The organism is Corynebacterium sp. NML98-0116 (assembly GCF_001767255.1).
In the GTDB taxonomy this organism is placed as follows: domain Bacteria; phylum Actinomycetota; class Actinomycetes; order Mycobacteriales; family Mycobacteriaceae; genus Corynebacterium; species Corynebacterium pseudogenitalium.
Genome location: NZ_CP017639.1, coordinates 1,410,569 through 1,432,103 on the forward strand (window position 1 = coordinate 1,410,569; position 21,535 = coordinate 1,432,103).

Consider the following 21,535-nt stretch of genomic DNA (forward strand, 5'->3'; position numbering starts at 1 on the left):
TTTGGCTTGCGCCTAGGGAGTAGTAGTCGCTTCGGCTTCCCCGCCGTTGGCATCTGGGTTTTCAACGTTGATGCTGGCGTATTCACGGAGCCAATCCGCAGTAACAACGCGCGGTTCTTTGCCCTGCGCGACTTCCTCGCTCATCTCTTCCAATTGCGCTGTGCTGAGCACGCGCGTCATCGCGTTGATGCGCCTGACTTCCTTGCGAGCAAACTTTGATTTGTAGAACAGCGGGATGACGCTGTTAGGAAGGTGCTCGAGCTCCACGTGCGATGCACAGCCCTGCGCAGGGGAAGGGTCAACCGATTGGATGTTGCCGGGCAGCGCACCCGCGAGGAGAGCGAACGTCGCTTCTGACGGATCCGCACCGTCGAGACGATCGTGCGCTATATCGTTGTCGAGCTCTTTCGCTCCGTGTGCGTCTAGTGCTTGCAACAGAACACCAGAGCACGCAACGACCATATCGACGTCTTCTTCTTGCAGCAGTTCGGCTGCATTTCGGGAGTACACGTCATTGAACGGGACTACTCCGGCAGGGTGCCCCATCGCTGTAATGATCTCGTAGTAGATCTCCCCCAGCACTACCTGTTCAGGTTCTGAGGTATCAATCCCGATTTTGACGATGTTGCCGCGGGATTCGCCGTTGACAAACTTCACCGGTGAAAGCGAGTCATCTGTGCAGCCAGTCAACCCGCCAACAAGGCTCGTTGCCAGTGCCGCAGCAATCAGTGTACGGAGAGGACGCAGGGACACCATAAATACCTTCTTCGTAGTGTGCTCAGACGAGCCTGGAAAACAGAGCTAGTCTAGCGCGCTGCGTTGTCTTCGGAGGCGTCGCTATCGGTGGACGACGGCTCAGTTGGCCGTCCAGTGTCGCGCTGTGGGCGCATTGCGGCGATCATGTCGCGGGCTCGACGCGCAGCGTCAGGTGCACACAGCACATCGTATCGACGCGCGACGATGCTTGTCGCTGAGGCGAAGTCACGCTTGCCACCTGTAAACGCGTAAGCGATAGCTGCGAAAATTGCTCCGAACACGCCACCCATCGCGACGCACGAGGCGAAGATGCCCCACCCACCTTCTTCCGCGAACAGCGAGAAAATGATGCCGATGAACATGCCCATCCACAGGCCCGATAGTGCGCCGCCACCAAGTACCTTGCCCCACGTGAGGCGGCCCGTAATACTCTCAACCTGCATCAAGTCCACACCGACAATTGTGAGCTTCTCTACCGGAAATTCCTTGTCCGACAGCGTGTCAACAGCTTCTTGCGCCTCCTGGTAGGTATTAAAACTGCCTACCGGCCACCCTGTTGGCACTTCGCGCGCTACCAGGCGGTTGTTATTGAGTTGGGCCATTCGTTGTCACTCCTCTGCTCGTATGAACATCCAGCTTCTCTGACTATACTGAAGCCCGTTATGGCAAACGCAGAACTCATTTCAGAATCCCAGGTCCGCGAAGCGCTTGCTCGCGTTGACGATCCCGAAATTGGAAAACCCATTACCGAACTCGGGATGGTGGAGTCCGTACGTATCGACGGCCCCAACGTCACCGTCGGCATTTACCTCACCATCACGGGCTGCCCGATGCGTGACACCATCGAGAGCAACGTCCGCGCAGTCGTAGAGGAAATCGACGGCGTGGAGAACGTGACAGTCACGCTTCACACTATGAGCGCGGAGCAGCGTCGCGAAATGGCTTCGAAGCTGCGTGCACAGCAGCCCGGGCCCGACATCCCTTTCGCTGCCCCGTCGTCACGCACCCGGGTGTTCGCGGTAGCTTCAGGCAAAGGTGGCGTCGGCAAGTCCTCGATGACAGTGAACTTGGCCACTGCAATGGCAGCACAGGGCCTCAGCGTCGGAATTGTCGACGCCGACATTTACGGGCACTCCGTCCCTGGTCTCCTCGGCTCTTCCGACATGGGGCCGACTGTGGTCGAAGACATGATCATGCCGCCGATCGCACACGACGTCCGCCACATCTCTGTGGGGCAATTTGTGGAGGGCAATGCCCCTGTGGTGTGGCGTGGACCGATGCTCACCCGCGCAATCCAACAGTTCCTGTCTGATGTGTACTGGGGCGATCTTGACGTACTCTTCCTTGACCTTCCACCGGGGACCGGCGATGTGGCGATCACAGTGGCGCAACTGATTCCAAATGCCGAACTGCTCATTGTTACCACTCCGCAAGCAGCCGCAGCTGAGGTCGCTGAGCGTGCCGGCACAATTTCTCAGCAGACTGAGCAGCGAATTGCTGGCGTCATCGAGAACATGGCCGGGATGGTCATGCCTGACGGCTCCGTCATGAATATCTTTGGTGAAGGTGGTGGCCAGCAGGTTGCGGAGCGCCTGACCGCGCTCACAGATAGTGACGTGCCGCTGCTAGGTTCCATCCCGTTGGATCCGAAGCTACGAGAAAACGGTGACACCGGAACCCCTGTCGTCACAGCAGAACCAGACTCCCCTGCCGCTGCGGCGATCCAGGAGATCGTCACCAAGCTGAAGATTCGCCGTAACTCACTTGCTGGCAAGTCCCTCAACCTTGGTGTGAAGCACACTGACGAATAGATCGGTGGAAACTAGGTAACGTCAGCCCAGGAGAATCCCCCTCCACTGGGCTGCCCCCCGTCCTCCGGCCCTTTCTTTGCTCTGGACTGTGGCTTTGATGGTTGGCGAGCCGGAGGCGCATCGTCTTCCATCATTTTGCGCGGATCAAAACTTTCGAGAAATTCCTCGTCATCTTCGAAGAAAAACTTCGCCATCGCGCGCTTTGGCCCCATAGACGCGTACTGCGACACCGTATCCAGTGGCTTGCGTAGCTCCTCAAACTCCTCGAGCTCACCGTTGAGCTCCCGCTTCGCGTTGTTGATCGCCTTGCGCGCAGCGTAAATGGCTGCGCGGACATCCTCGATAACGCTTGGGAGCCGCTCCGGACCAATCACAATGAGGCCGATGATCAGGATGAAAAAGACTTCACCCCAGCCAATACTGGAAAACACGGATCACATCCTACTCTCGGTGCCGCAGCGCCCGAAGCGTGGCGTCAACGGCGGCCACAATCGGTGATCGTTCCTTGTGATGAGCATCTTCACCGCAAGGCTCGGCAGGTTGCATCTCGTGGCACAGGCCGCTGAGCTTCGCCACCAGCGAATCTGGGGCTCGCAGGTCGTCATCCTTGCAGGCCTTTACACGTGCGGACGCTCGCCGCTGCACAAGAACATCTTGGAAGCACTCTGGGCACTCCAACATATGTTTCATAGCGCGACGGCTTGCAGAGCGCGAAAGTTCACCGTCTGCGAAAGCTGCAATTGCTTCAGGGTTCAAATGCTCAGTGGAACAAAACGCTCGCATCGGTAACGCTCCTTTCGCATCCGTAGTCAACCACTATCTCGCGCCCTAGCGTAGTCGAATTAACTCTTCGGTGGCGACGTCATGCCGCGCCTGCTCCTCGAGCGATTCACGCAGCTGAGTTCTACCGCGATGGATGCGTGAACGGACGGTACCCATCTTGACTCCAAGCGTCTCAGCGATTTCTTCGTACGTCATACCGACGACATCGCAAAGCACCACGGCAACGCGGAAGTCCGGACTCAATTCATCGAGTGCGTGCTGCAGGGCAGGATCGAGGTGCGCGACGTTATACGCCTGCTCCGGAGTCATATCAGTGCCGGGAACGCGCTCATAGTCTTCCGGGAGTGCTTCCATCCGGATCTTCGCCCGGTGGCGCACCATATCAAGGAACAGATTCGTTGTAATCCGATGAAGCCAGCCACCGAACGCACCCGGTTGGTAACTCTTTAAGTTACGGAACACGCGGATGAAGGTTTCTTGCGTAAGATCTTCCGCGTCGTGCTGGTTACCTGAAAGACGGTACGCAAGGCGATACACACTGTCGGCGTGCTCTGCGACGAGCTCAGCCCACGAAGGCATCGCCCCCACCCCGGCATCAAATGCAGCCGTACCGCGCAAATCTTCGGGCGCGACGGAATCATGTTGGGCGGCAGCATCATCAGGTTGCATGCTTCATATTGTGGCAGATTGAAATCGCATTCACCAAAGGAAAATCCGTAAAGGTTACTGCATGCGCGTAGCGCACACGCTGTGAAGACAGTTCTGGTTATGATGTTGGCTGTGAGTGCGACCGCTTTTGATCAGTTGACGAATTACATCCATCAGTCTTTCACTGATGCCGAGCAACAGCCGTTCCCTGCTGCTTTCCGCGAAGCGTTGAAGTACGCCAGCGTAGAAGCGCAGGAGAACGGAGTCCGTGCGCCGTCGGTCATCGTCGGCACGTTACTTTCGACGCTCGCTGCAGCCTGCCCAAGTGGTCAGTCGCAAGGCGCAGTCGCCATCACTCCGGCTGCGGGCGTCGTCGGGCTCCACCTGCTGCGTGGTCTTCCAGAGCGCGCATCGCTTACCTGCATCGAACCCGAGGTCACGCTACAAACCGGCGCAAAGGAGGCATTCCGTGCCGCCGAGTACCCAACTTCCCGCACACGTTTCCTCACCGCGCGCCCGCTTGAGGTTATGGGCAGGCTTGCGAACGACGCCTACCACCTCGTTTACGCGGATGTCTCGCCGATCGAGTTCACCGCGGTTATTGATGCCGCGTGGCCGCTCCTCAGCGAGGGCGGCACGCTGATTCTCGCCGACTCTCTGCTGGACGGTACTGTCAGCGATTCGACACGCAGGGACCGCGAAACCGAGGCAGCACGAGAGGCAGATAGGTATGTGAGCAGCCTCGCCGCCGACCACGGAGCGCTCGTAGCTCGCCTGCCTCTCGACGGTGGCCTGACCATCATTACGAAGCGCTAGCTCTACGTACGCACGAACAAGGCCCGCTCGAACTTCGCTGAGCTTCGAGCGGGCCTTGCCTATGAGTGTCAGTTATTCCTGCACCACCTGATTTTTGCCGACGACCACTACGCCGTTGTCCGAAACAGTGTAGCGTTTGCGGTCCTTTTCAAGGTCGACGCCAATAATTTCACCGTCAGCTACGTAGACGTTCTTATCGAGGATGCAGTGGCGGACCACCGCCCCTTTACCGATGCGCACACCTGGCATCAGCACAGAACCTTCAACGGTCGCGCCTTCCTCAACACGCACATCCGTGGAAAGCACTGAATTGCGTACGGTAGCGCCCGAGATGATTGATCCCGACGCCACCATCGACTCCTGTGCGATACCGCCCACGACGAACTTCGCTGGTGGAAGGTTGCCGTCCTCTGTGGAGTGAATCGGCCACGCCGAGTTGTACAAGTTGAACACTGGGTACGAAGAGATGAGGTCCATGTGCGCCTCGTAGAAAGAATCAATCGTACCGACATCTCGCCAGTATCCCTTGTCGCGCTTTGTCGCGCCGGGTACTTCGTTCTGCGAGAAGTCGTACACGTTTGCTTCGCCCTTGCGCACGAAGTACGGGATGATGTCGCCACCCATATCGTGATCAGAGTCCTCGTTCTGCTCGTCCTCGAGCAGCGCTTGAATCAGTGGTTCCGTAGAGAATACGTAGTTACCCATCGAAGCGAACGTCATATCCGGATCGTCCGGGGTTCCTGGTGGATCCGCGGGCTTCTCCAAAAACTCGGTGATGGTGCCGTCCTCTTCGGACTGGATGCAGCCGAACGCCGTAGCTTCTGATCGAGGCACGCGGATACCGGCCACCGTTGCAGCCTTGCCTGACTTGATGTGGTTCTCCACCATCTGCGAAGGATCCATCCGGTAGACGTGGTCTGCACCAAAGACCAGCACGTAATCCGGCTTATCGTCGTAAATGAGGTTGAGCGACTGCACAATCGCGTCTGCAGAGCCGTTGTACCAGCGCTTGCCACGACGTTGCTGCGCCGGCACCGATGCGATGTACTGCGGAGTCGGGCCAGATACGTTCCAAGCCGTCGCCACGTGCCGGTCCAGCGAGTGCGACTTGTACTGTGTCAACACTGCGATTCGCATGTACCCAGCGTTGACCAAGTTCGACAGAACAAAATCAATTAATCGATAGTTGCCTCCAAAAGGAACGGCCGGTTTAGCTCGGTCCGCGGTCAACGGAAACAGGCGCTTCCCTTCGCCACCGGCAAGGACAATTGCAAGTACTCTAGGCTGACTTCTCACGCTTCCGAGCCTATTGAAAACTTCGTGACCTTGCAGCCTTTTGCCTCCTAAAGTGGGCAGCGCTACATTTCAGTTTTTGCTTTCCTGCACCGACGTGAATTCGTCACTATGCTCGGGCGGTATGAGAGTCGGAATGATGACCAAAGAGTATCCTCCCGAGATTTACGGGGGAGCCGGAGTCCACGTCACAGAGCTCACTCGCTTTATGCGGGAGATCGTTGACGTCGATGTTCACTGCATGGGCACTCCCCGCGACATGAAGGACGTTTACGTCCACGGGGTTGACCCTGCCCTTGAAAACGCGAACGGTGCCATCAAGACCTTATCGACGGGCCTTCGGATCGCCCACGCCGCCAACAATGTTGACGTGGCTCACTCCCATACGTGGTACGCCGGGCTCGGTGGCCACCTCACAGGCCTCCTCTACGACATTCCGCACGTTGTCACTGCGCACTCTCTCGAGCCTGACCGCCCTTGGAAGCGCGAGCAGCTCGGCGGTGGCTACAACGTTTCCTCGTGGAGCGAGAAGAACGCTTTCGAGAATGCGGACGCAGTCATTGCCGTTTCCGCGGGTATGAAAGAAGCCATCCTTCGTGCCTACCCGAGCATCCCGGCGGACAAGATTCACGTCGTACTCAACGGCATCGATCCGGCAAAGTGGTACCCCACCGAGGGAACCGTCCTGACAGACCTCGGTGTAGACCCGGCGAAGCCGATCGTCGCGTTCGTCGGTCGAATCACGCGCCAAAAGGGCGTCGCGCACCTCCTCAAGGCGGCGTCGCACTTTGAGGAAGACGTCCAGCTCGTGCTGTGCGCAGGTGCGCCTGATACACCGGAGATCGCCGCAGAGACGAAGGGGCTCGTCGAAAAGCTACAATCTGAGCGCGATGGTGTGTTCTGGGTACAGGACATGTTGCCGGCAGAAAAGATCCGCGAAGTCTACTCCGCAGCCGACGTCTTTGTGTGCCCGTCAATCTACGAGCCGCTTGGCATCGTGAACTTGGAGGCCATGGCATGCGAAACCGCTGTTGTGGCATCTCGCGTGGGTGGCATCCCGGAGGTCGTCGTGGATGGTGAGACGGGTGTGCTCGTTGACTACGACAAAACGCAGCCGGAAGCCTTCGAGCGGAATCTCGCCGAGGCAGTCAACCGGGTGGCTGGTGACAAGGATCTCTCCCGAAGGCTGGGCCAAGCTGGCCTGACGCGCGCCCGCAATGACTTCTCGTGGAAGACAATTGCGCAAGACACCGTCAAGATCTACGAACAACTCACGAAATAACGCAGGGGTGAACACCACTTAACGATGAGTACTTTCCGACCAGAACTTCACGTCACCGCAGACAGTGGCATCCTCGAGGGGCCAGCTGGTGCCATTTTCGACGGGCGCGAAGGAGAAAACAATTGGCATATTTTCTACCAATACCGCCCCACACCCGAAGCCCCGAGCCGCTGGGGCCACAACGTCAGCGACGGCGACCCGTTTAGCTGGGTCGAATGCAACGATGCCATCGTCCCCGCCGGTGGCGAATCCGCGGTTCGAGCAGGTGCCGTAATTGGTGCGCCGGAAGGCATCTACCTGTACTTCACTTCAGCAACTGCTGCTGGCAACACCATCCAGCTCGCCCACGCGCCTGAGCTGGAAGGGCTGTGCGATGAACTCCTCGAAGATACAAACGCCACACCTGGCGTGCAGCGACTTGGCGATATCGTCGAGGACACGCCTGAGTACAACAACTTCCGCTCGCCCTGCGTCGTTCCTGACTGGAAAGATGACGAGCGCGAGGAGCACGATGGCTGGCTCATGCTGGCGATCACGGGCAGCGTCGATACGCCGAAGCCAGTCGTGCTTCGCTCTATCGATGGCGTTGAGTGGCGCTTCGAAGGACCTCTCACTTTTGATGGCGACCCCGGAATCGACCTCGATGAGACGCTGGTAGCGCCACGTATTTGCAGGCTCCGCGATGAAGTTGATTCCAAGATCTACGACGTCTTCTTCTTCACGCTTGAGCGCGGTGGCAAAGACCGTTCGGCCTACATCATCGGCAAGCTGGAGAACAACACGTTCCGGGTAACCACACCTGCACAGGCGCTCGATTTCGGGCACGATTTCACTCGCCCCCGCAACACCAACTACCTCCCGGTTGCGATGGACCCGGCGCAGCGCTACCAAGGCACCTATCTCTTTGGCTTTATGACGCCCTCTGGCCGCCAAGGGTCCCCGACGAAAGAGCCGAACTGGGAAACCGAAGGCTGGGCAAATACGCTCACACTGCCACGCTATGTCACGCTCCAGGATGGTCACCTGTACCAGGTACCTGCGCCAGGGCTCCCCGAGGCGGTGAGCACGACGCGCGGCGCCCATTTGTGGACTGCGCTATGCGAGATCTCCGCAGGTGGCAGTGTCGTCGCTGAGATTGTCGACGGTAATGGTGAGGTCGCAGCTCGGGTCACCCATGCTGGCGACAAGCTCACCGTCGATCGATTCGATGGCCAAGTTGCGGAAGCCGAAATCGGCGAGGACGAGGAAGATACCATCACGGTTATCGTGGACGGTTCGACGCTCGAGGTCTATGCCGACGGCGGTGCAGTAGTGATGTCCTCGCGCATCTGGCCGGAGAACGGATGCATCGGCATCCGCTCCCGCGCAAAGGGCGACGCCAGCATCTTGAACGAGTGGCGTCGTAGTCGCTAGGTGCTTCCTGAGCGGAACGGCTTACGCCTTGCGCAGGCGCACGAGCTGTGCATGCGCGGTTACGGTCATGTGATCCGGCAGGGCGTCAAGACGACGCGCCAACTCGCCCCGCTCAATGTGGCGGGCGGATGGGCTCATTCCGACCTGGGCCGCGATAGATTCGCGGTCCAAACGCATCGGGAAGACAAGTTCCTTTGGGTCTTCGGCCAGCTCCAGGTGGCCCTCTGACTGCTCGACGAGGCGGTCCAGCTTGCCGGGCTCGACGCCTAAGATACCGAGGGGTTCACGCAGCTCATCGAGGTGGCCTTGATCCGCAATGAGCGCTACAACCTGGCCGTCATCCGCAAGCACGCGAGCGAATTCTGCTGGGTTACGCGGGGCAAACACCACGGTAATCGCGTGGATGCTCCCGGTCGCAATTGGAAGCTGTTGCCACACATCGGCCACAATCGAGCCGATTCGCGGATGTGCCTTTGCAAGATACTTCGCAGCTGGAACCGAGATATCAAGTCCGACGCCGCGCGCGCCAACCACGGAGTCCAGGGTGTGCGACAGGTAGTAGCCGGTCCCCGCGCCAACCTCGAGGATCGCCGGGTGGTCTTCCTCAGGCGCGCTGAGGTCAAGCACGTGTTCTACGTGCTCCGTCATCGCTTCAACGAACGGGGCGAAGTGCCCCTGCGACAAAAATGACTCGCGGGAGAGGACCATCTCCAACGAGTCACCGACATGTTGCAGACCTTTTCCGCTCGCCAGCGTAACGTAGCCCTGCTTCGCCACATCGTACGAGTGGCCACTTTCGGAAACGAGGCGTGAAAACTCCTCTTCACCACAAAGAGGGGTAAGGTCTATAGGATCTGCCAGCACATCAATTATGTCTTTGAGCATGCTGGATATATTACCTTAAGTTTAGAGAATTCTTATCCTACGGCTTCAATCAGCAGATTTCCGAGCTCAGTTGCCTCTTCCTTGCTCATCTCGATGACCAGGCGGCCGCCCCCGTCGGACGGAATTCTCATGACAATCTTCCGGCTTTCTTCTGCGGCTTCCATTGGTCCATTACCGGTGCGCGGCTTCATTGCTGCCATCTGTCGCTTCTCCTTCAGTCAAAACGTTTGTATCCAATACTACGCTGTTTTCGGTTAGCTGACTGATAGTCGGAGCAAAGCCGTACTTTTCACCGAGTGCGGTAAGCAGGTCATCGACCTGGTCCATCCGGTAGCCACGGTGCACCACTTCAAGGTGCACGTCTCCAATGTTGCCCTCCTCAACTGCGAGCCGGTTCGCGGACTTGACGTCCTCGGTCTCCATCATGGGTGGCAGCTGTTCGCCGCGCCCAAACAGCTGGCTAAAGAGCAAGAAACCAAGCACGCAAAAAACGGCAATGGCGATAATCAGGATGATCCAAGAAAGCATGTCATCATACTAGCGTTCAGCGCTCAGAATTTCGCACCAGGGCGGCCGTTGCCTCGTCTTCTGTTCGGAACCTAGCTGTCCGGATACCAACGCCCTGTCGAGAATTGTCGACGCCACCACGTCCGCCATCGGCCCCAGCTCCTCAAGCGGGCGGTTGCGGTGTACGCGAGTTCCAAGATCCGCTTCCGCAATAGCATTGCGTCCATACCTGGCGAAGGTGTCGATGAGCAGCCCCGACTCAACGCCGTATCCCGCCACGAACGGCAGGCGCAGCGCTGTATCTCGCCGTATTGCATATTCGCCGGCCAGTGGCTGACCAATATCACTCAATGCTGGGAAAAACCGTCGTAGCAAAGGCTTTGCAGTCAGTTCCGTGACACGCCCGCCGCCAGAAGGCCGCCCGTCCAGGGATCTTTTGTAACGAGCTTTCACAAGGTGGATCTCCGGGGTCTTGAAGGGCTCGATGAGTACATCAATCCACCACGGCTCGAGGGAGGTGACGTCGGCGTCGATAAACACGACGAACTCTCCGCGCGCGGCCTTCACACCGCGCCACAGTGCTTCACCCTTGCCTTCCTGCGGTTCAATCGCGCTGACCTCGCGCCAGTTCACCACACGAGCCCCCGCCCTGGCGGCAAGCGTCGCGGTGTCGTCGTGTGAATCCGAGTCGATGACCAGTACTTCCCCATCGCGCCGAACTGCATCTGCAACGCAGCAGCGTCGCACAACGTGTCCGACGGTTGCGGCCTCGTTCAGCGCCGGGATGACCACACTGACGCGCACTACGCAAGCCCCCGCACGGTATTGATCGGTGGCATATGTCCCTGGATGGCGGCGGTCATTCGGATCACGTCGAGGGTTTCGGCGACTTCGTGGACGCGAAAGGCTGCGACACCGCGTGCGGCGGACCACGCTGTCGCTGCGAGCGTCCCTGCGACTCGCTCGCCAACTGCACGGTCGAGCGTCTCGCCGACGAAGTCTTTGTTGCTCAGCGCCATGAGCACTGGCCACCCTGTTGCGACGAGCTCGTCGACTCGGCGCAGCAACTCCAGTCCGTGGAAGGTGTTCTTGCCGAAGTCGTGCGTTGGGTCGATCATCACGAGATCTTCGGGCACGCCGCAAGCAACGGCGCGCTCGGCGAGCGCTGTGGTTTCCCGGATGACGTCGGCGACGACATCGTCGTAGTGGACGCGGTGTGGGCGTGTGCGAGGTACCGCACCGCCGGTGTGGGAGCAGACGTACCCAACGCGATGCGCTCCGGCGACCTCGACGAGCTCGGGATCGTAGCCAGCCCAGGTGTCGTTGATTAGGTCGGCACCCGCCTCGATTGCGGTCTGTGCGACGTCGGCGCGCCAGGTGTCCACGCTGATGCGTATTGACGGGTGCCGGAGGCGGATGCCCCGGATGACAGGGACGACGCGTTCGATCTCCTCTGCGGGGTCGACTTCGTCGCCGGGACCTGCTTTTACCCCGCCCACGTCGACAATCGACGCTCCCTGCGCGATCACCGTATCGGCTCGATCCAGCGCTTGCTCTATCGCGAACGTTGCTCCTTTGTCGTAAAACGAATCTGGCGTCCGGTTGATGATCGCCATTACCTCTGCGATGCGGCCAGGCATCTGTTAGACGTCCTCGTTGTGAGCATCTCGCAGGCGCGCGTCTGTCATCACCTTATGTGCGTGCACGATGTGCGCGATCGCGTCGTCGACGGAATCGGTGACGTAGAACAGGGATTCATCGCCCGGCGAGATGAGGCCGCGGCCGAGCAGCTGCTCCTCAATCCACGCAACCAGGCCGGACCAGAACTCGGTGCCCATGAGCACTATCGGGAAGTTCGTAACCTTTTGGGTTTGCACCATCACGAGCGTTTCGAACAGCTCGTCCATGGTCCCGTACCCGCCCGGCAGCGCGATGAACGCCTGCGAGTACTTCAAGAACATTGTCTTGCGCGCGAAGAAGTAGCGGAAGTTCAGGCCGAGGTCGACCCAATCGTTAAGCGTTTGTTCGAACGGCAACTCAATGCCGAGCCCCACCGAGATGCCGTCGGCATCGTGGGCACCGCGGTTCGGCCCCTCCATCAAGCCTGGACCGCCACCAGTGATGACCGCGTATCCCGCCTCGACGAGCGCCTTGCCTACCTCGCATGACAGCGCATACTCTTCCGTGCCTTCGTTGAGGCGCGCGGAGCCAAACACAGTGACCGCCTTCGGCAAGTCGCTCAGTGCGTCGAAGCCTGCGACAAACTCAGACTGGATTCGCATCACACGCCACGGGTCCGCGTGTTTCCAGTCGTGGTCGCTGTAGCCCAAGGACTCCAGGAGGCGACGGTCGTGCGTCGTCGGCTGTTCGGTGTCTTCGCTTCGCAGCATGATTGGGCCGCGCAGTTTTCGCTCCTTGTCCGGTCGCGGTGACTTGTGAGGTGCCATGGGTCCTTCCTTCCTCAAAACACGTTGAGTTCGACTCTGCCAAAAACTTATATGCTAGGCCAACCCCTCCCCCGCTTGTCGTCCGAGTCCGGCCCTTTGTGACTGTGCGTTTAAGATGACAAGCATGTTACAAGGAGCGCAGGCCACAGGTATTGCCAATATTTCGCTGGACGGTACGGTACTCGACACCTGGTACCCTTCCCCTTCACTTATCGACGACCCCTCCGGCCTCACTTCCGGATCCCGCAGAGTCAGCGCGCACGAACTTGGGGACGCATTCCTCAGCCTGGTGGGCATGGACTCGGACCGGCTCGTCGAGCACGTGCCGGTGCGCACCACAATCGCGGACCTGTCCCAACCCCCTGTGGATGCCCACGACGTATATCTTCGGCTCCACCTGCTCTCCCACCGCCTGGTGCGCCCCTTCGAAGTCAACATGGAAGACTGCCTCGAACACCTCGAGCCGGTGGTATGGACGAATAAGGGTCCATGCTTGGCGGATAACTTCGAATTCGTGCGAACTCGCCTGCGTAGCAGGGGCAACATCCACGTCTACGGCATCGAGCGGCTTCCCCGCATGGTCGACTACGTGGTGCCGACTGGGGTCTCAATTTCTGAGGCGGAGCGCGTCCGCCTCGGGGCCTACTTGGCTCCGGGAACGTCCGTGATCCGTGAGGGCTACGTCTCGCACAACTCCGGCGCTCTTGGACCGGCAAAGATTGAGGGGCGACTCTCCTCCGCTGTCACGGTTGGTGAAGGTACCGAGGTGGCGTTGTCGGCGGTGCTGATGGCTGCGCGCGGCAGCGGACATAACCGAATCCCGCTACGAGTCGGACGCAATTGCACGCTTCACCCCGCATCGGGTGTAATCGGGGTGGATCTCGGGGACAACTGTGAGATCGGTGTCAATGTGATGCTGGAGCCGTCGACAATTATCTACGACACAAGAAATGAGACACATATTCCAGCAAGTGAGATTGCTGGTCAGAGTGATATCAGCATCCACCAAGAGCCGGCAAGCACCACGCCCGTACTGCGCGCGCGAAGCAGCTAACGCTCTACTTTTACGGGCCGAATTCGCAGTGCACGGGGCGACACAACTGCGAATGATAGGCATGAAAGTACATGAGTGTTTAAGGTAATTGCCATGTCTTTGAAAGCTTCACCGGTTGTTACCCCAACTCGGGCGTCGACATCGTTACAGCGCGGACTGAAGACCCGGCACCTGACCATGATGGGCCTCGGCTCAGCAATTGGCGCCGGGCTCTTCCTTGGCACTGGTGTGGGTATCGCCGCAGCAGGCCCCGCTGTCATCATTGCGTACATGATCGCTGGCGCAATCACCGTGTGCATCATGCAGATGCTCGCGGAGATGGTTGCCGCGCGCCCTTCTTCGGGCACGTTTTCTACCTACGCGGAACAGGCCTTCGGTCCGTGGGCAGGCTTTGCCATCGGCTGGCTCTACTGGTTCATGATGATCATGATCATGGCCGTCGAGATCACCGGCGCTTCCGCCATCATCGCATCATGGCTCGCGGTGTCTCCGTGGATCCCGGCGCTGACAGCGATTGTTATCTTCACGGCGATTAACTTCGCCGCAGTGCGAAACCTCGGCGAATTCGAGTTCTGGTTTGCCCTGATTAAGGTCACCGTGATTTGTCTCTTCCTCGCCCTCGGCGTGGCGTTGTGGCTGGGGCTCCTGCCGGGAACGTCGTTCGTCGGCACAACGAACATTGCCGAGTTCGGGTTCATGCCGAACGGCTGGGGTGGCGTCGCCACGGCACTGCTCGCAGTTGCGTTCGCATTCGGCGGTATTGAGCTGGTCACCATCGCGGCGGCCGAATCCGAAGACCCCGAGGTTGCCGTGCACTCCGCGATCCGCTCCATCATCTGGAGAATCGGCATCTTCTACATCGGATCCGTGTTGCTCATCGTCTTGCTGCTGCCATACGAAGACATCGGTGGGGCGAACGACGCTTCCGAGTCCCCGTTTACCGCCGTGCTGCACTTGGCAAACATTCCGGGCGCGGTAGGCATTATGGAAGCCGTCATCGTCATCGCGCTGCTCTCCGCGTGCAACACACAGATCTACGGTTCTTCCAGGTTCCTCCACAACCTGGCCCTGCGCGGCGACGCCCCCGAGGCTTTCGCACGCACCGACCACCGCGGCGTACCGATGCGCGCCGTCGTGCTCTCCGTGTTCTTCGGCTTCGTAGCTGTCGCACTACAGTACTGGAATCCCCCTGGGCTGCTCGCATTCCTGCTCAACGCGGTAGGCGGCTGCCTGATCGTGTTGTGGTTCGCCATCACATTCTCGTTCATGCGCATTCACCCGCAGCTAGTGAAGCGCAACGAGATCACGCACGTTCGCATGTGGGCTCCAGGAGTCTTGCCGTGGGCAACGGTTGTACTGGCGGGAGCCATCGTGGTGCTCATGCTGACCAACCCTGACGGCCGCTTCCAAATGTTCGCGGTAGCAGTCGTCGTGGGCATCATTTCAATCGCTGGTGTCCTCTGGACCCGCACCGACACTTTCCAACAACGCGCTAAGGACGCCGCCGAGAGGAACATCCGATGACAACTCAACGCAACACTGAATCCGACGACGCCACGCTGGGCACCGGCCTCAAATCGCGTCACCTGACCCTGATGGGTCTGGGCATGGCGGTAGGCGCCGGTCTCTTCCTCGGAGTAGGCGTCGGCATCCGGGCCGCAGGCCCCGCCATCTTGGTCGCATACGCGATCGCAGGCCTGATTGTTATCTCGGTTATGCGCATGCTCGGCGAGATGGCTGCAGCCCGCCCGTCTTCCGGCTCGTTCGCGACGTACGGGCGCCAGGCGTTCGGCCACTGGGCCGGCTTCCTGTTGGGCTGGCTCTACTGGTTCCTCCTCATCATGGTTGGTGGCGCCGAGATCACCGGCGCAGCCGCAATTATGTCTGGCTGGTTTGGCGTCCCCCAATGGGTTCCAGCGCTGGTCACAGTGGTATTCTTCGCTGTCATCAACCTCGCGCAGGTGAAAGGCTTTGGCGAGTTTGAGTACTGGTTCGCCATGATTAAGGTCGCCGTCATTATCCTCTTCTTGGCCATCGGCGCCGCGCTCTTCCTCGGCATCCTCCCCGGCCACGACTTCGTCGGCCTGGACAACGTCCGGGAGTCGGGCTTCATGCCGAACGGCTTCGCCGGCGTCGCCGCTGGGCTGCTCGCCGTGGCGTTCGCCTTCGGCGGTATCGAGGTTGTCACCATCGCGGCGGCAGAGTCGGAGAACCCCGCACAGGCCGTCAAGCGCGCGGTCAACTCCATTATCTGGCGCATCGCGCTCTTCTACATCGGAAGCATCATCGTCATCATCTTGCTGATCCCATATGCTCAAATCGACGGTGCCGACTCCGCAGCAGATTCACCATTTACCCAGGTGCTCAGCATGGCAAACATCCCAGGCGTGGTCGGGTTCATGGAGGCCGTCATCGTGCTGGCGTTGCTCTCCGCGTTCAATGCCCAGATTTACGGCACGTCTCGCCTCGCCTACCAACAGGCGCTCGAAGGCGACGCGCCGCGCTGGCTTCGCGCCACGAACAAGAACGCCGTCCCAATGAACTCCGTATTGGTGTCGATGTTCTTCGCCTTCGCCGCAGTCGGCTTGCAGTGGTGGAACCCACCAGGGCTGCTCGACTTCCTCATGAACGCCGTCGGTGGCTGCCTCATGGTCACGTGGGTAATGATCACGCTGAGCTACATCCGACTGCACCCGCAGATCAAGAACTCCGCAGTGCAGGTACGCGGAGCGACCTGGGTTCCGTGGGCAACGCTGATTGCCCTCGTGGGACTCACCATCCTCATGCTTTTCGACGCCTCCACCAGAGGCCAAATTATCGCGGTCCTCATCGTCTCCGCGGTATTGATCGGCGCATCTTTCCTGGTGCGCCCATCCAAGGAAAGCGTCTAACGGGCAAGCACAACTAGGAAGACGCGGACGTTTTCGGAGCTGTTTTCGGCTTCGAAAACGTCCAAATTTTATTAATGATGTAGTTCACCGGTGTCGCGATCAGCGTCGCCAGGCCCTGCGACCAGTAGGACTTCGTGCGAAGACCGGTGGAGTCGTCGAAAATGCTGTCCGGCAAACCAATTGGGGAGTTCGGGTTCATAAACAACGTCAAGAACACCAGCGAAACAACGAATGCCATCACGCCGGTGGTGAGGAACGGGAAAAACCCGCGGATCCACGAACGCCGCTGCGGGCCCCGGAAGGTCCACGACCTGTTGAGCTGGTAGTTCCATGTGTTCGCCACGAGAAACGCCACGGTAGCAAGCACGTGATACCAGCGGACGTTAAAGCGGGTGCCGAAAAGGTTGAAGAAGATGTCGCCCTCATGCAGATTGAAGCCGACTTCGATCGCTTTCTTGGTGAGGTAGAACACCAAAAGATTGACCAGGACGCCGGAGCCTCCCACAATGCCGAAGCGCAAAAACTCGCGCAGGCTTCGAAGCGCACGCATCCCACGATGCTCTGTTGGAGTGGTCACGTGTTACTCCGAGAGTCGCTGTGCGGCCTCAGCGATGGCCTCGTCGGAAGCCGTGAGGCCAACTCGAACATGCTGCGAGCCGCCAGGGCCGTAAAAGTCCCCTGGCGCAACGAGGATTCCACGCTGCGCGAACCAGTCGAGCGTCTGGCGGGCATCTGCGCCTTCCCTGCGTGTCCACAGGTACAGCCCGGCCTCGGAATGCTCAACGCTGCACCCTGCCGCGAGCAGCGCGCGCAAGAGTGTCACCCGACGGTTGGCGTAGCGAAGCCGCTGGAGTGTTTCGTGCTGATCGTCGCGGAGTGCAGCCAGCGTTGCTGCTTGGATTGGTCCTGGCACCATCATTCCGGTGTGCTTGCGCAACAGCAGAAGTTCTTGCACCAGCTTCTCGTCACCAGCGATGAAACCGACTCTGTAGGAGGCCATATTCGATGTCTTTGACAGCGAATGCAAGACCAAGAGGTTGGTGTTGTCACCACCGCTGACCGCCGGGTCAAGCAAAGATACTGGCGCACGCTCTTCGTCCCACGCCAGACCCATATAGCACTCATCTGAAACGATGATCGCGCCGGTGTCCCGCGCGTAGTCAACCCATACGCGCATCTCCTCTGCGGAGAGGACGCGACCGGTTGGGTTGCTCGGGGTGTTTAAGAATACTAGGGACGCACCATCGACTGGAACGTCAGATCGCACGACCTTGCATCCCGCTATGATCGCGGCCACCTCGTAGGTTGGGTACGCGATCTCCGGGATCACCACTATGCCACCGCGCAGGTTGAGCAGGGTTGGAAGCCACGCGACAGCCTCCTTTGTGCCGATGACGGGAAGCACAGCGTCTGTGTGCAGGTCCTGAATGTTGTATCGGCGCTCCAGCGAGTCGGCAATCGCTTGGCGTAGTTCCGCCGACCCCTGCGTCGGCGGGTAGCCAGGCGCAGCGGCATGCTCAGCCAGGGCAAGCTGGATGGAAGGGTCGACTGAATCTACCGGTGTCCCGACCGAGAGGTCAATGAGTCCGCCGGGATAGCTGGCTGCCTTCTGCTTGACATCGAGGATGGTATCCCAAGGGAACTCCGGTAACTGCTCCCCTAAGCCGGCGCGATAGTGCGTGCTCATGCAGGTTTAACCGTCCTGGTTCTGCGGTGGCAGCGCCTCCACGAATGGGTGGTCGAAATCCTGTGGTCCAAGCTTTGTCGCCCCGCCTGGCGATCCGAGCTCGTCGAAAAAGCCGACGTTTGCGTCGTAGTACTCGGCCCATTCCTCCGGGGTGTCATCCTCGTAAAAGATGGCCTCTACCGGGCAAGCTGGCTCACATGCACCGCAGTCGACGCACTCGTCTGGGTGAATGTAGAGCATGCGCTTGCCCTCATAGATGCAGTCGACTGGGCATTCTTCGACGCAGCTGCGGTCCATTACGTCCACGCATGGTTGAGCAATCACATAAGTCATGCGTTCCAGTATGTCACTTTCGACCGAAAAGGGGCCAAACGCCCCCACCCAAACCCGCAAAAAGGAGCAGCAACGTCAGCGGGCTCGCGGGGAGCACGACCGCTCCCCGCGCCGGGAGAGCAATAAGCAGAACAAAGAAACCTACCACCCAAACAACGAGTGGAACGAGCTTGACCAGCAGATGATCTGACCACAGCGCCGCAGTCTTCGTGAGCACCGCATTAAAGAGCGCAGCGATGACTACCGTAAACGGCACCGCGATTCCAACAATACGTGTGTCCAAGTTGACAGCTTCTAACAAAAGTGAAATGAGCGCGCCGACAGAAAGCCAGATGAGACCTGCTGCTTTCTCGCCGCGGGCAATGTCCGCCTTGCAACGGGTTTCAGTCATCGCTCAAGTCCGCTGAGCACATCCGACGTATCGACGACCGCTTCGCCACCGCCCAGTTGGAAATGCTCCCACGGCTGAATCGGCTGCACAATCAAGTTGGACAGCGCGTAGTACATCACTGGCCCCTTGCCCAGCACCGCGTGCGGGTTCGTCGCGCTGGTCCGCCCGTCCGCAACCCAGATTTGTGTCGCATGCGCCGCCATCGCAGCGATCTTGGCGCTGTACGCCTCACCGTCCAGGCGCACCGAAACATCGACGCTGTCCACGCCGTCGAGCTCGCCAGGCTTTGGCAAGCGCCAGCCTTCAGGCGCGACCTCAGGCAAAAGCGCGTCGGTTTCCTCCCTCTTGCGCACTGCCCACAGGATGCGCGGGATATCAAACTCCTCAGCGGCCTCGTGCACGATCTCGTGCGCACGAATATGATCCGGGTGCCCGTACCCACCGTCGGGGCCGTAGGTCAAAACGAGGTGTGGACGCTCCCGGCGCAGTACTTCCAGCAACGCGTCGACTGCGCGACGCCCGCTATTGACAAATGCACGTGGGTTCTTGCTGGCCTCCGACCCCGCCATCCCACTGTCACGGAAACATCCTGCTCCGCCGAGAAACTCGCCACGAACACCTATTGCCTGGAGCGCGCCGTGCAGCTCCGCAATGCGGAACCCGCCTAGCTGATCACCATGGTCATTCGTCAGCAGTTGATATGGCTCTCCAATGACCTCGCCTTCCTCCCCTAACGTGCAGGTCACCACTAGTACGTCCGCGCCGCGTCGCGCGAGGTCAAACAGCGTTCCTGCCATGGTGATGGACTCGTCGTCGGGGTGCGCGTGCACGGCGAGCACCCGGTAGCCCTGTAGGTCACGGGAGTTGTGCATGATTAATCCGATCTCCTTCGTTTCGTTTCGGTTGCAGGCGCCACGAAGCGGCCGTCGATAAGCCTGCTTTCCAGTTATTCAAATCTGCATCCGCCCCGATGATGCCCTCCCCGAGGGCGATAATACGACGCTCGCGCGCAATCGGCATCCATAGTGCCTCTTGCTCGAGCACCTCATTGACCGCCTCGGTGGCCTGCTTAAGCCCGTACGAACCGGCCAAGATTTCTTTCGCAAGCCCCACCGACTGAGGTTCACAAAAACCGGCGAGGTTGCCTGCACGAGGGGCGCCCGCGACGCAGTCCAAGCGACTCGCAGCATCCGGCAAATTTTCCGGATCGTGTTGCCACGCCACCAAAACATCAACGGTATTTTCCTCGAGACCTGAGCGAATCAGCGAACCGAAATCCGTCGCGACAACTCGTGCCGACACTCCACGATCGTGCAGCATGTCCGCCATCGATCGAGCCGCTGCTACCGCTGCAGGATCTGCAAGATCGGCACCAATGCGTATCGCACCGTGAGCCGCAACGTGTTGATACACCGCGTGCGGCTCATGCGTGCTCACTTGACCGTGCTTTGCAACCGAAACATCAGCCGTGCGGTCCAACGCAATGCTTGCAAGCAGCGGAACGTCGATCAGCGAACGAAGCTCCGAACGAACCTCAGGCGACATCCCAGACGTCGCAGAAAGCACAGCGCCTAGCACCCGTGGCGTATCGAGCACCCGCGTCTGCACACCCGGTACCAGGCTGAGCACGCGCCCGGTCGTCTCGCTAGGAACTCGATCCACAAACACGAGTTGGCCCGTGCGCAGCTGATCTGCAATCTGGGTGGTCCCGCGTACCGCGTGCAGCGTCAAAATATCTATCTTGGCAGGATTAGCCGCCCAAAACCTATCATTGCGGTTCAGCGTAATCGTTCCACGACCGCGGTCTACCCCGCGCACCATGTACCGGCCAGCAGAAACCGGAATCGTGTCGCGCAGCGCCACCCCGAAATCAGAGCCGTCGGCTGCGAACACATGCGCCGGCAGCAAGTGGTCGAAAAGGCCACGCCAATCCGCGACAGGCTCAGCGAAGTCAACGTCGACGACCTTGCCCGTCGCGCCACTGACACGCACGGCATCGATCGCGCGATACCCGGCCGGGTTTCGCACTCCTGGCGTGTCCCGCATCCCCCGCCACAGGTACACAAAGTCCGCACCGGTCACCGGCGTGCCATCAGACCATTGCGCGGTCTCGCGAATGATGTAGCGCACCGTCATTGCACGGGGCGATTCTGAGAGCACCGTCGCCCCATTGAGCAGTGCGGAATTTCTCACCCCATCATGAAATGCGCTGGGAAGCACCAGATTCGCCACACTCTTCACAACCGCAGATTCATCAGCGATAAGGTGCGGGTTCAGCCCGTTTCGGAGCGAATCCACACCAACCTCCACCTGGGAGCGCACGCGAGTCTTGCCCTCCGGTCGAGCGGAAGTAGTCGTGGAATCCTCTTGCTCATACATCTCACGAGCAGCAACATCGTTCGGATCAACGAGAGGCGGCGGACCAGGCGACGCGGCGCATGCAGAAAGCGCAACCACGCCAGAGCACGCAAACAGCGCCACGCCGACTCGCAGTGATCGCGAGCGACGTGGCGCTGAAAAGATGTGCGGATTCATCGC

Annotated in this window: 25 protein-coding genes; 7 read left to right on the plus strand and 18 right to left on the minus strand. The window is 59.6% G+C overall.

Annotated features, from left to right (window positions below):
• Positions 1–12: 12 nt before the first annotated feature.
• Positions 13–753, minus strand: coding sequence for a hypothetical protein (locus tag BJP05_RS06315; RefSeq protein ID WP_145945252.1), 741 nt, complete (start codon positions 751–753; stop codon positions 13–15).
• A gap of 53 nt (positions 754–806) precedes the next feature.
• A complete protein-coding gene (locus BJP05_RS06320) occupies positions 807–1,358 on the minus strand; it encodes a general stress protein (RefSeq protein WP_070362672.1) in 552 nt (183 codons plus the stop codon).
• A gap of 60 nt (positions 1,359–1,418) precedes the next feature.
• Here BJP05_RS06320 and BJP05_RS06325 point away from each other — a divergent pair, with 60 nt between their 5' ends.
• Entirely contained in the window at positions 1,419–2,567 is a 1,149-nt protein-coding gene (locus BJP05_RS06325; RefSeq protein WP_070362673.1) for an Mrp/NBP35 family ATP-binding protein, read from the plus strand.
• An 11-nt stretch (positions 2,568–2,578) separates the two neighbouring features.
• Here BJP05_RS06325 and tatB read toward each other — a convergent pair whose 3' ends face one another.
• From tatB to sigE, 3 genes are read right to left on the minus strand one after another with little or no spacing between them, the layout of a single operon-like run.
• Complete coding sequence (gene tatB / locus BJP05_RS06330) at positions 2,579–2,998, minus strand: Sec-independent protein translocase protein TatB (RefSeq protein ID WP_070362674.1); 420 nt, start codon at positions 2,996–2,998, stop codon at positions 2,579–2,581.
• 10 nt (positions 2,999–3,008) lie between these two features.
• Positions 3,009–3,350: a zf-HC2 domain-containing protein gene (locus BJP05_RS11540; protein WP_070362675.1), complete on the minus strand. Its 342-nt coding sequence runs from the start codon at positions 3,348–3,350 to the stop codon at positions 3,009–3,011.
• Between the two features lie 45 nt (positions 3,351–3,395).
• On the minus strand, positions 3,396–4,019 hold the full coding sequence (gene sigE / locus BJP05_RS06340) for an RNA polymerase sigma factor SigE (RefSeq protein ID WP_070362676.1): 624 nt from the start codon (positions 4,017–4,019) through the stop codon (positions 3,396–3,398).
• A gap of 102 nt (positions 4,020–4,121) precedes the next feature.
• On the opposite strand from sigE, the gene BJP05_RS06345 reads away from it, so the two are divergent.
• Positions 4,122–4,814: an O-methyltransferase gene (locus BJP05_RS06345; protein ID WP_070363543.1), complete on the plus strand. Its 693-nt coding sequence runs from the start codon at positions 4,122–4,124 to the stop codon at positions 4,812–4,814.
• A gap of 72 nt (positions 4,815–4,886) precedes the next feature.
• Here BJP05_RS06345 and glgC read toward each other — a convergent pair whose 3' ends face one another.
• Positions 4,887–6,110: a glucose-1-phosphate adenylyltransferase gene (glgC, locus tag BJP05_RS06350; protein WP_070362677.1), complete on the minus strand. Its 1,224-nt coding sequence runs from the start codon at positions 6,108–6,110 to the stop codon at positions 4,887–4,889.
• A 121-nt stretch (positions 6,111–6,231) separates the two neighbouring features.
• Between glgC and glgA the strand changes: the two genes are divergently transcribed.
• Positions 6,232–7,389 carry a glycogen synthase gene (gene glgA / locus BJP05_RS06355; RefSeq protein WP_070362678.1) on the plus strand — a complete coding sequence of 386 codons (1,158 nt, stop codon included), beginning with the start codon at positions 6,232–6,234 and terminating at the stop codon, positions 7,387–7,389.
• Between the two features lie 24 nt (positions 7,390–7,413).
• Entirely contained in the window at positions 7,414–8,802 is a 1,389-nt protein-coding gene (locus BJP05_RS06360) for a GH32 C-terminal domain-containing protein (RefSeq protein ID WP_070362679.1), read from the plus strand.
• A gap of 21 nt (positions 8,803–8,823) precedes the next feature.
• On the opposite strand, the gene BJP05_RS06365 is transcribed toward BJP05_RS06360, so the two are convergent.
• The 6 genes from BJP05_RS06365 to BJP05_RS06390 are packed head-to-tail and all read right to left on the minus strand — an operon-like array spanning position 8,824 to position 12,641.
• Positions 8,824–9,687, minus strand: a complete 864-nt coding sequence (locus BJP05_RS06365) for a methyltransferase domain-containing protein (RefSeq protein ID WP_070362680.1) — start codon at positions 9,685–9,687, stop codon at positions 8,824–8,826.
• A 32-nt stretch (positions 9,688–9,719) separates the two neighbouring features.
• Entirely contained in the window at positions 9,720–9,887 is a 168-nt protein-coding gene (locus BJP05_RS06370; RefSeq protein ID WP_070362681.1) for a DUF3117 domain-containing protein, read from the minus strand.
• A complete protein-coding gene (locus BJP05_RS06375; RefSeq protein ID WP_070362682.1) occupies positions 9,859–10,215 on the minus strand; it encodes a hypothetical protein in 357 nt (118 codons plus the stop codon). The genes BJP05_RS06370 and BJP05_RS06375 overlap by 29 nt, the downstream gene beginning before the upstream one ends.
• A 9-nt stretch (positions 10,216–10,224) precedes the next feature.
• Entirely contained in the window at positions 10,225–10,998 is a 774-nt protein-coding gene (locus tag BJP05_RS06380) for a glucosyl-3-phosphoglycerate synthase (RefSeq protein ID WP_070362683.1), read from the minus strand.
• The gene (folP, locus tag BJP05_RS06385) at positions 10,998–11,834 is read right to left on the minus strand and encodes a dihydropteroate synthase (protein WP_070362684.1); all 837 of its coding nucleotides are present in this window, start codon (positions 11,832–11,834) and stop codon (positions 10,998–11,000) included. The genes BJP05_RS06380 and folP overlap by 1 nt, the downstream gene beginning before the upstream one ends.
• 3 nt (positions 11,835–11,837) lie before the next feature.
• Positions 11,838–12,641, minus strand: a complete 804-nt coding sequence (locus BJP05_RS06390) for a TIGR00730 family Rossman fold protein (protein ID WP_070362685.1) — start codon at positions 12,639–12,641, stop codon at positions 11,838–11,840.
• 115 nt (positions 12,642–12,756) lie between these two features.
• Here BJP05_RS06390 and BJP05_RS06395 point away from each other — a divergent pair, with 115 nt between their 5' ends.
• The 3 genes from BJP05_RS06395 (at position 12,757) to BJP05_RS06405 (ending at position 16,586) form a co-directional block, all read left to right on the plus strand.
• Positions 12,757–13,695: a succinyltransferase gene (locus tag BJP05_RS06395; protein WP_070362686.1), complete on the plus strand. Its 939-nt coding sequence runs from the start codon at positions 12,757–12,759 to the stop codon at positions 13,693–13,695.
• A 93-nt stretch (positions 13,696–13,788) separates the two neighbouring features.
• Entirely contained in the window at positions 13,789–15,219 is a 1,431-nt protein-coding gene (locus tag BJP05_RS06400) for an amino acid permease (RefSeq protein ID WP_084028590.1), read from the plus strand.
• A complete protein-coding gene (locus tag BJP05_RS06405) occupies positions 15,216–16,586 on the plus strand; it encodes an amino acid permease (protein ID WP_070362688.1) in 1,371 nt (456 codons plus the stop codon). The genes BJP05_RS06400 and BJP05_RS06405 overlap by 4 nt, the downstream gene beginning before the upstream one ends.
• A 13-nt stretch (positions 16,587–16,599) precedes the next feature.
• Here BJP05_RS06405 and BJP05_RS06410 read toward each other — a convergent pair whose 3' ends face one another.
• The 6 genes from BJP05_RS06410 to BJP05_RS06435 are packed head-to-tail and all read right to left on the minus strand — an operon-like array spanning position 16,600 to position 21,532.
• The gene (locus BJP05_RS06410) at positions 16,600–17,136 is read right to left on the minus strand and encodes a GtrA family protein (protein ID WP_070362689.1); all 537 of its coding nucleotides are present in this window, start codon (positions 17,134–17,136) and stop codon (positions 16,600–16,602) included.
• Between the two features lie 30 nt (positions 17,137–17,166).
• The gene (gene dapC, locus BJP05_RS06415) at positions 17,167–18,273 is read right to left on the minus strand and encodes a succinyldiaminopimelate transaminase (protein ID WP_070362690.1); all 1,107 of its coding nucleotides are present in this window, start codon (positions 18,271–18,273) and stop codon (positions 17,167–17,169) included.
• A gap of 6 nt (positions 18,274–18,279) precedes the next feature.
• On the minus strand, positions 18,280–18,606 hold the full coding sequence (gene fdxA, locus BJP05_RS06420; RefSeq protein ID WP_070362691.1) for a ferredoxin: 327 nt from the start codon (positions 18,604–18,606) through the stop codon (positions 18,280–18,282).
• Positions 18,607–18,619: 13 nt separating this feature from the next.
• Entirely contained in the window at positions 18,620–18,997 is a 378-nt protein-coding gene (locus BJP05_RS06425) for a hypothetical protein (RefSeq protein ID WP_070362692.1), read from the minus strand.
• Entirely contained in the window at positions 18,994–19,869 is an 876-nt protein-coding gene (gene mshB / locus BJP05_RS06430) for an N-acetyl-1-D-myo-inositol-2-amino-2-deoxy-alpha-D-glucopyranoside deacetylase (RefSeq protein ID WP_070362693.1), read from the minus strand. Before mshB ends, BJP05_RS06425 begins: the two co-directional genes overlap by 4 nt.
• Positions 19,853–21,532 carry an ABC transporter family substrate-binding protein gene (locus BJP05_RS06435; protein ID WP_070362694.1) on the minus strand — a complete coding sequence of 560 codons (1,680 nt, stop codon included), beginning with the start codon at positions 21,530–21,532 and terminating at the stop codon, positions 19,853–19,855. Before BJP05_RS06435 ends, mshB begins: the two co-directional genes overlap by 17 nt.
• Positions 21,533–21,535: the final 3 nt, after the last annotated feature.

What these genes read in the sequence shown, in the direction of transcription:
- BJP05_RS06320 (WP_070362672.1), bottom strand. Translation starts at nt 1,358, where the DNA reads ATGGCCCAACTCAATAACAACCGCCTGGTAGCGCGCGAAGTGCCAACA.
- BJP05_RS06325 (WP_070362673.1), top strand. Translation starts at nt 1,419, where the DNA reads ATGGCAAACGCAGAACTCATTTCAGAATCCCAGGTCCGCGAAGCGCTT.
- dapC (WP_070362690.1), bottom strand. Translation starts at nt 18,273, where the DNA reads ATGAGCACGCACTATCGCGCCGGCTTAGGGGAGCAGTTACCGGAGTTC.
- glgA (WP_070362678.1), top strand. Translation starts at nt 6,232, where the DNA reads ATGAGAGTCGGAATGATGACCAAAGAGTATCCTCCCGAGATTTACGGG.
- BJP05_RS06345 (WP_070363543.1), top strand. Translation starts at nt 4,122, where the DNA reads ATGTTGGCTGTGAGTGCGACCGCTTTTGATCAGTTGACGAATTACATC.
- BJP05_RS06365 (WP_070362680.1), bottom strand. Translation starts at nt 9,687, where the DNA reads ATGCTCAAAGACATAATTGATGTGCTGGCAGATCCTATAGACCTTACC.
- BJP05_RS06360 (WP_070362679.1), top strand. Translation starts at nt 7,414, where the DNA reads ATGAGTACTTTCCGACCAGAACTTCACGTCACCGCAGACAGTGGCATC.
- BJP05_RS11540 (WP_070362675.1), bottom strand. Translation starts at nt 3,350, where the DNA reads ATGCGAGCGTTTTGTTCCACTGAGCATTTGAACCCTGAAGCAATTGCA.
- BJP05_RS06435 (WP_070362694.1), bottom strand. Translation starts at nt 21,532, where the DNA reads ATGAATCCGCACATCTTTTCAGCGCCACGTCGCTCGCGATCACTGCGA.
- BJP05_RS06395 (WP_070362686.1), top strand. Translation starts at nt 12,757, where the DNA reads ATGACAAGCATGTTACAAGGAGCGCAGGCCACAGGTATTGCCAATATT.
- sigE (WP_070362676.1), bottom strand. Translation starts at nt 4,019, where the DNA reads ATGCAACCTGATGATGCTGCCGCCCAACATGATTCCGTCGCGCCCGAA.
- fdxA (WP_070362691.1), bottom strand. Translation starts at nt 18,606, where the DNA reads ATGACTTATGTGATTGCTCAACCATGCGTGGACGTAATGGACCGCAGC.
- BJP05_RS06410 (WP_070362689.1), bottom strand. Translation starts at nt 17,136, where the DNA reads ATGCGTGCGCTTCGAAGCCTGCGCGAGTTTTTGCGCTTCGGCATTGTG.
- BJP05_RS06375 (WP_070362682.1), bottom strand. Translation starts at nt 10,215, where the DNA reads ATGCTTTCTTGGATCATCCTGATTATCGCCATTGCCGTTTTTTGCGTG.
- mshB (WP_070362693.1), bottom strand. Translation starts at nt 19,869, where the DNA reads ATGCACAACTCCCGTGACCTACAGGGCTACCGGGTGCTCGCCGTGCAC.
- BJP05_RS06405 (WP_070362688.1), top strand. Translation starts at nt 15,216, where the DNA reads ATGACAACTCAACGCAACACTGAATCCGACGACGCCACGCTGGGCACC.
- folP (WP_070362684.1), bottom strand. Translation starts at nt 11,834, where the DNA reads ATGCCTGGCCGCATCGCAGAGGTAATGGCGATCATCAACCGGACGCCA.
- BJP05_RS06425 (WP_070362692.1), bottom strand. Translation starts at nt 18,997, where the DNA reads ATGACTGAAACCCGTTGCAAGGCGGACATTGCCCGCGGCGAGAAAGCA.
- BJP05_RS06370 (WP_070362681.1), bottom strand. Translation starts at nt 9,887, where the DNA reads ATGGCAGCAATGAAGCCGCGCACCGGTAATGGACCAATGGAAGCCGCA.
- BJP05_RS06400 (WP_084028590.1), top strand. Translation starts at nt 13,789, where the DNA reads ATGTCTTTGAAAGCTTCACCGGTTGTTACCCCAACTCGGGCGTCGACA.
- BJP05_RS06390 (WP_070362685.1), bottom strand. Translation starts at nt 12,641, where the DNA reads ATGGCACCTCACAAGTCACCGCGACCGGACAAGGAGCGAAAACTGCGC.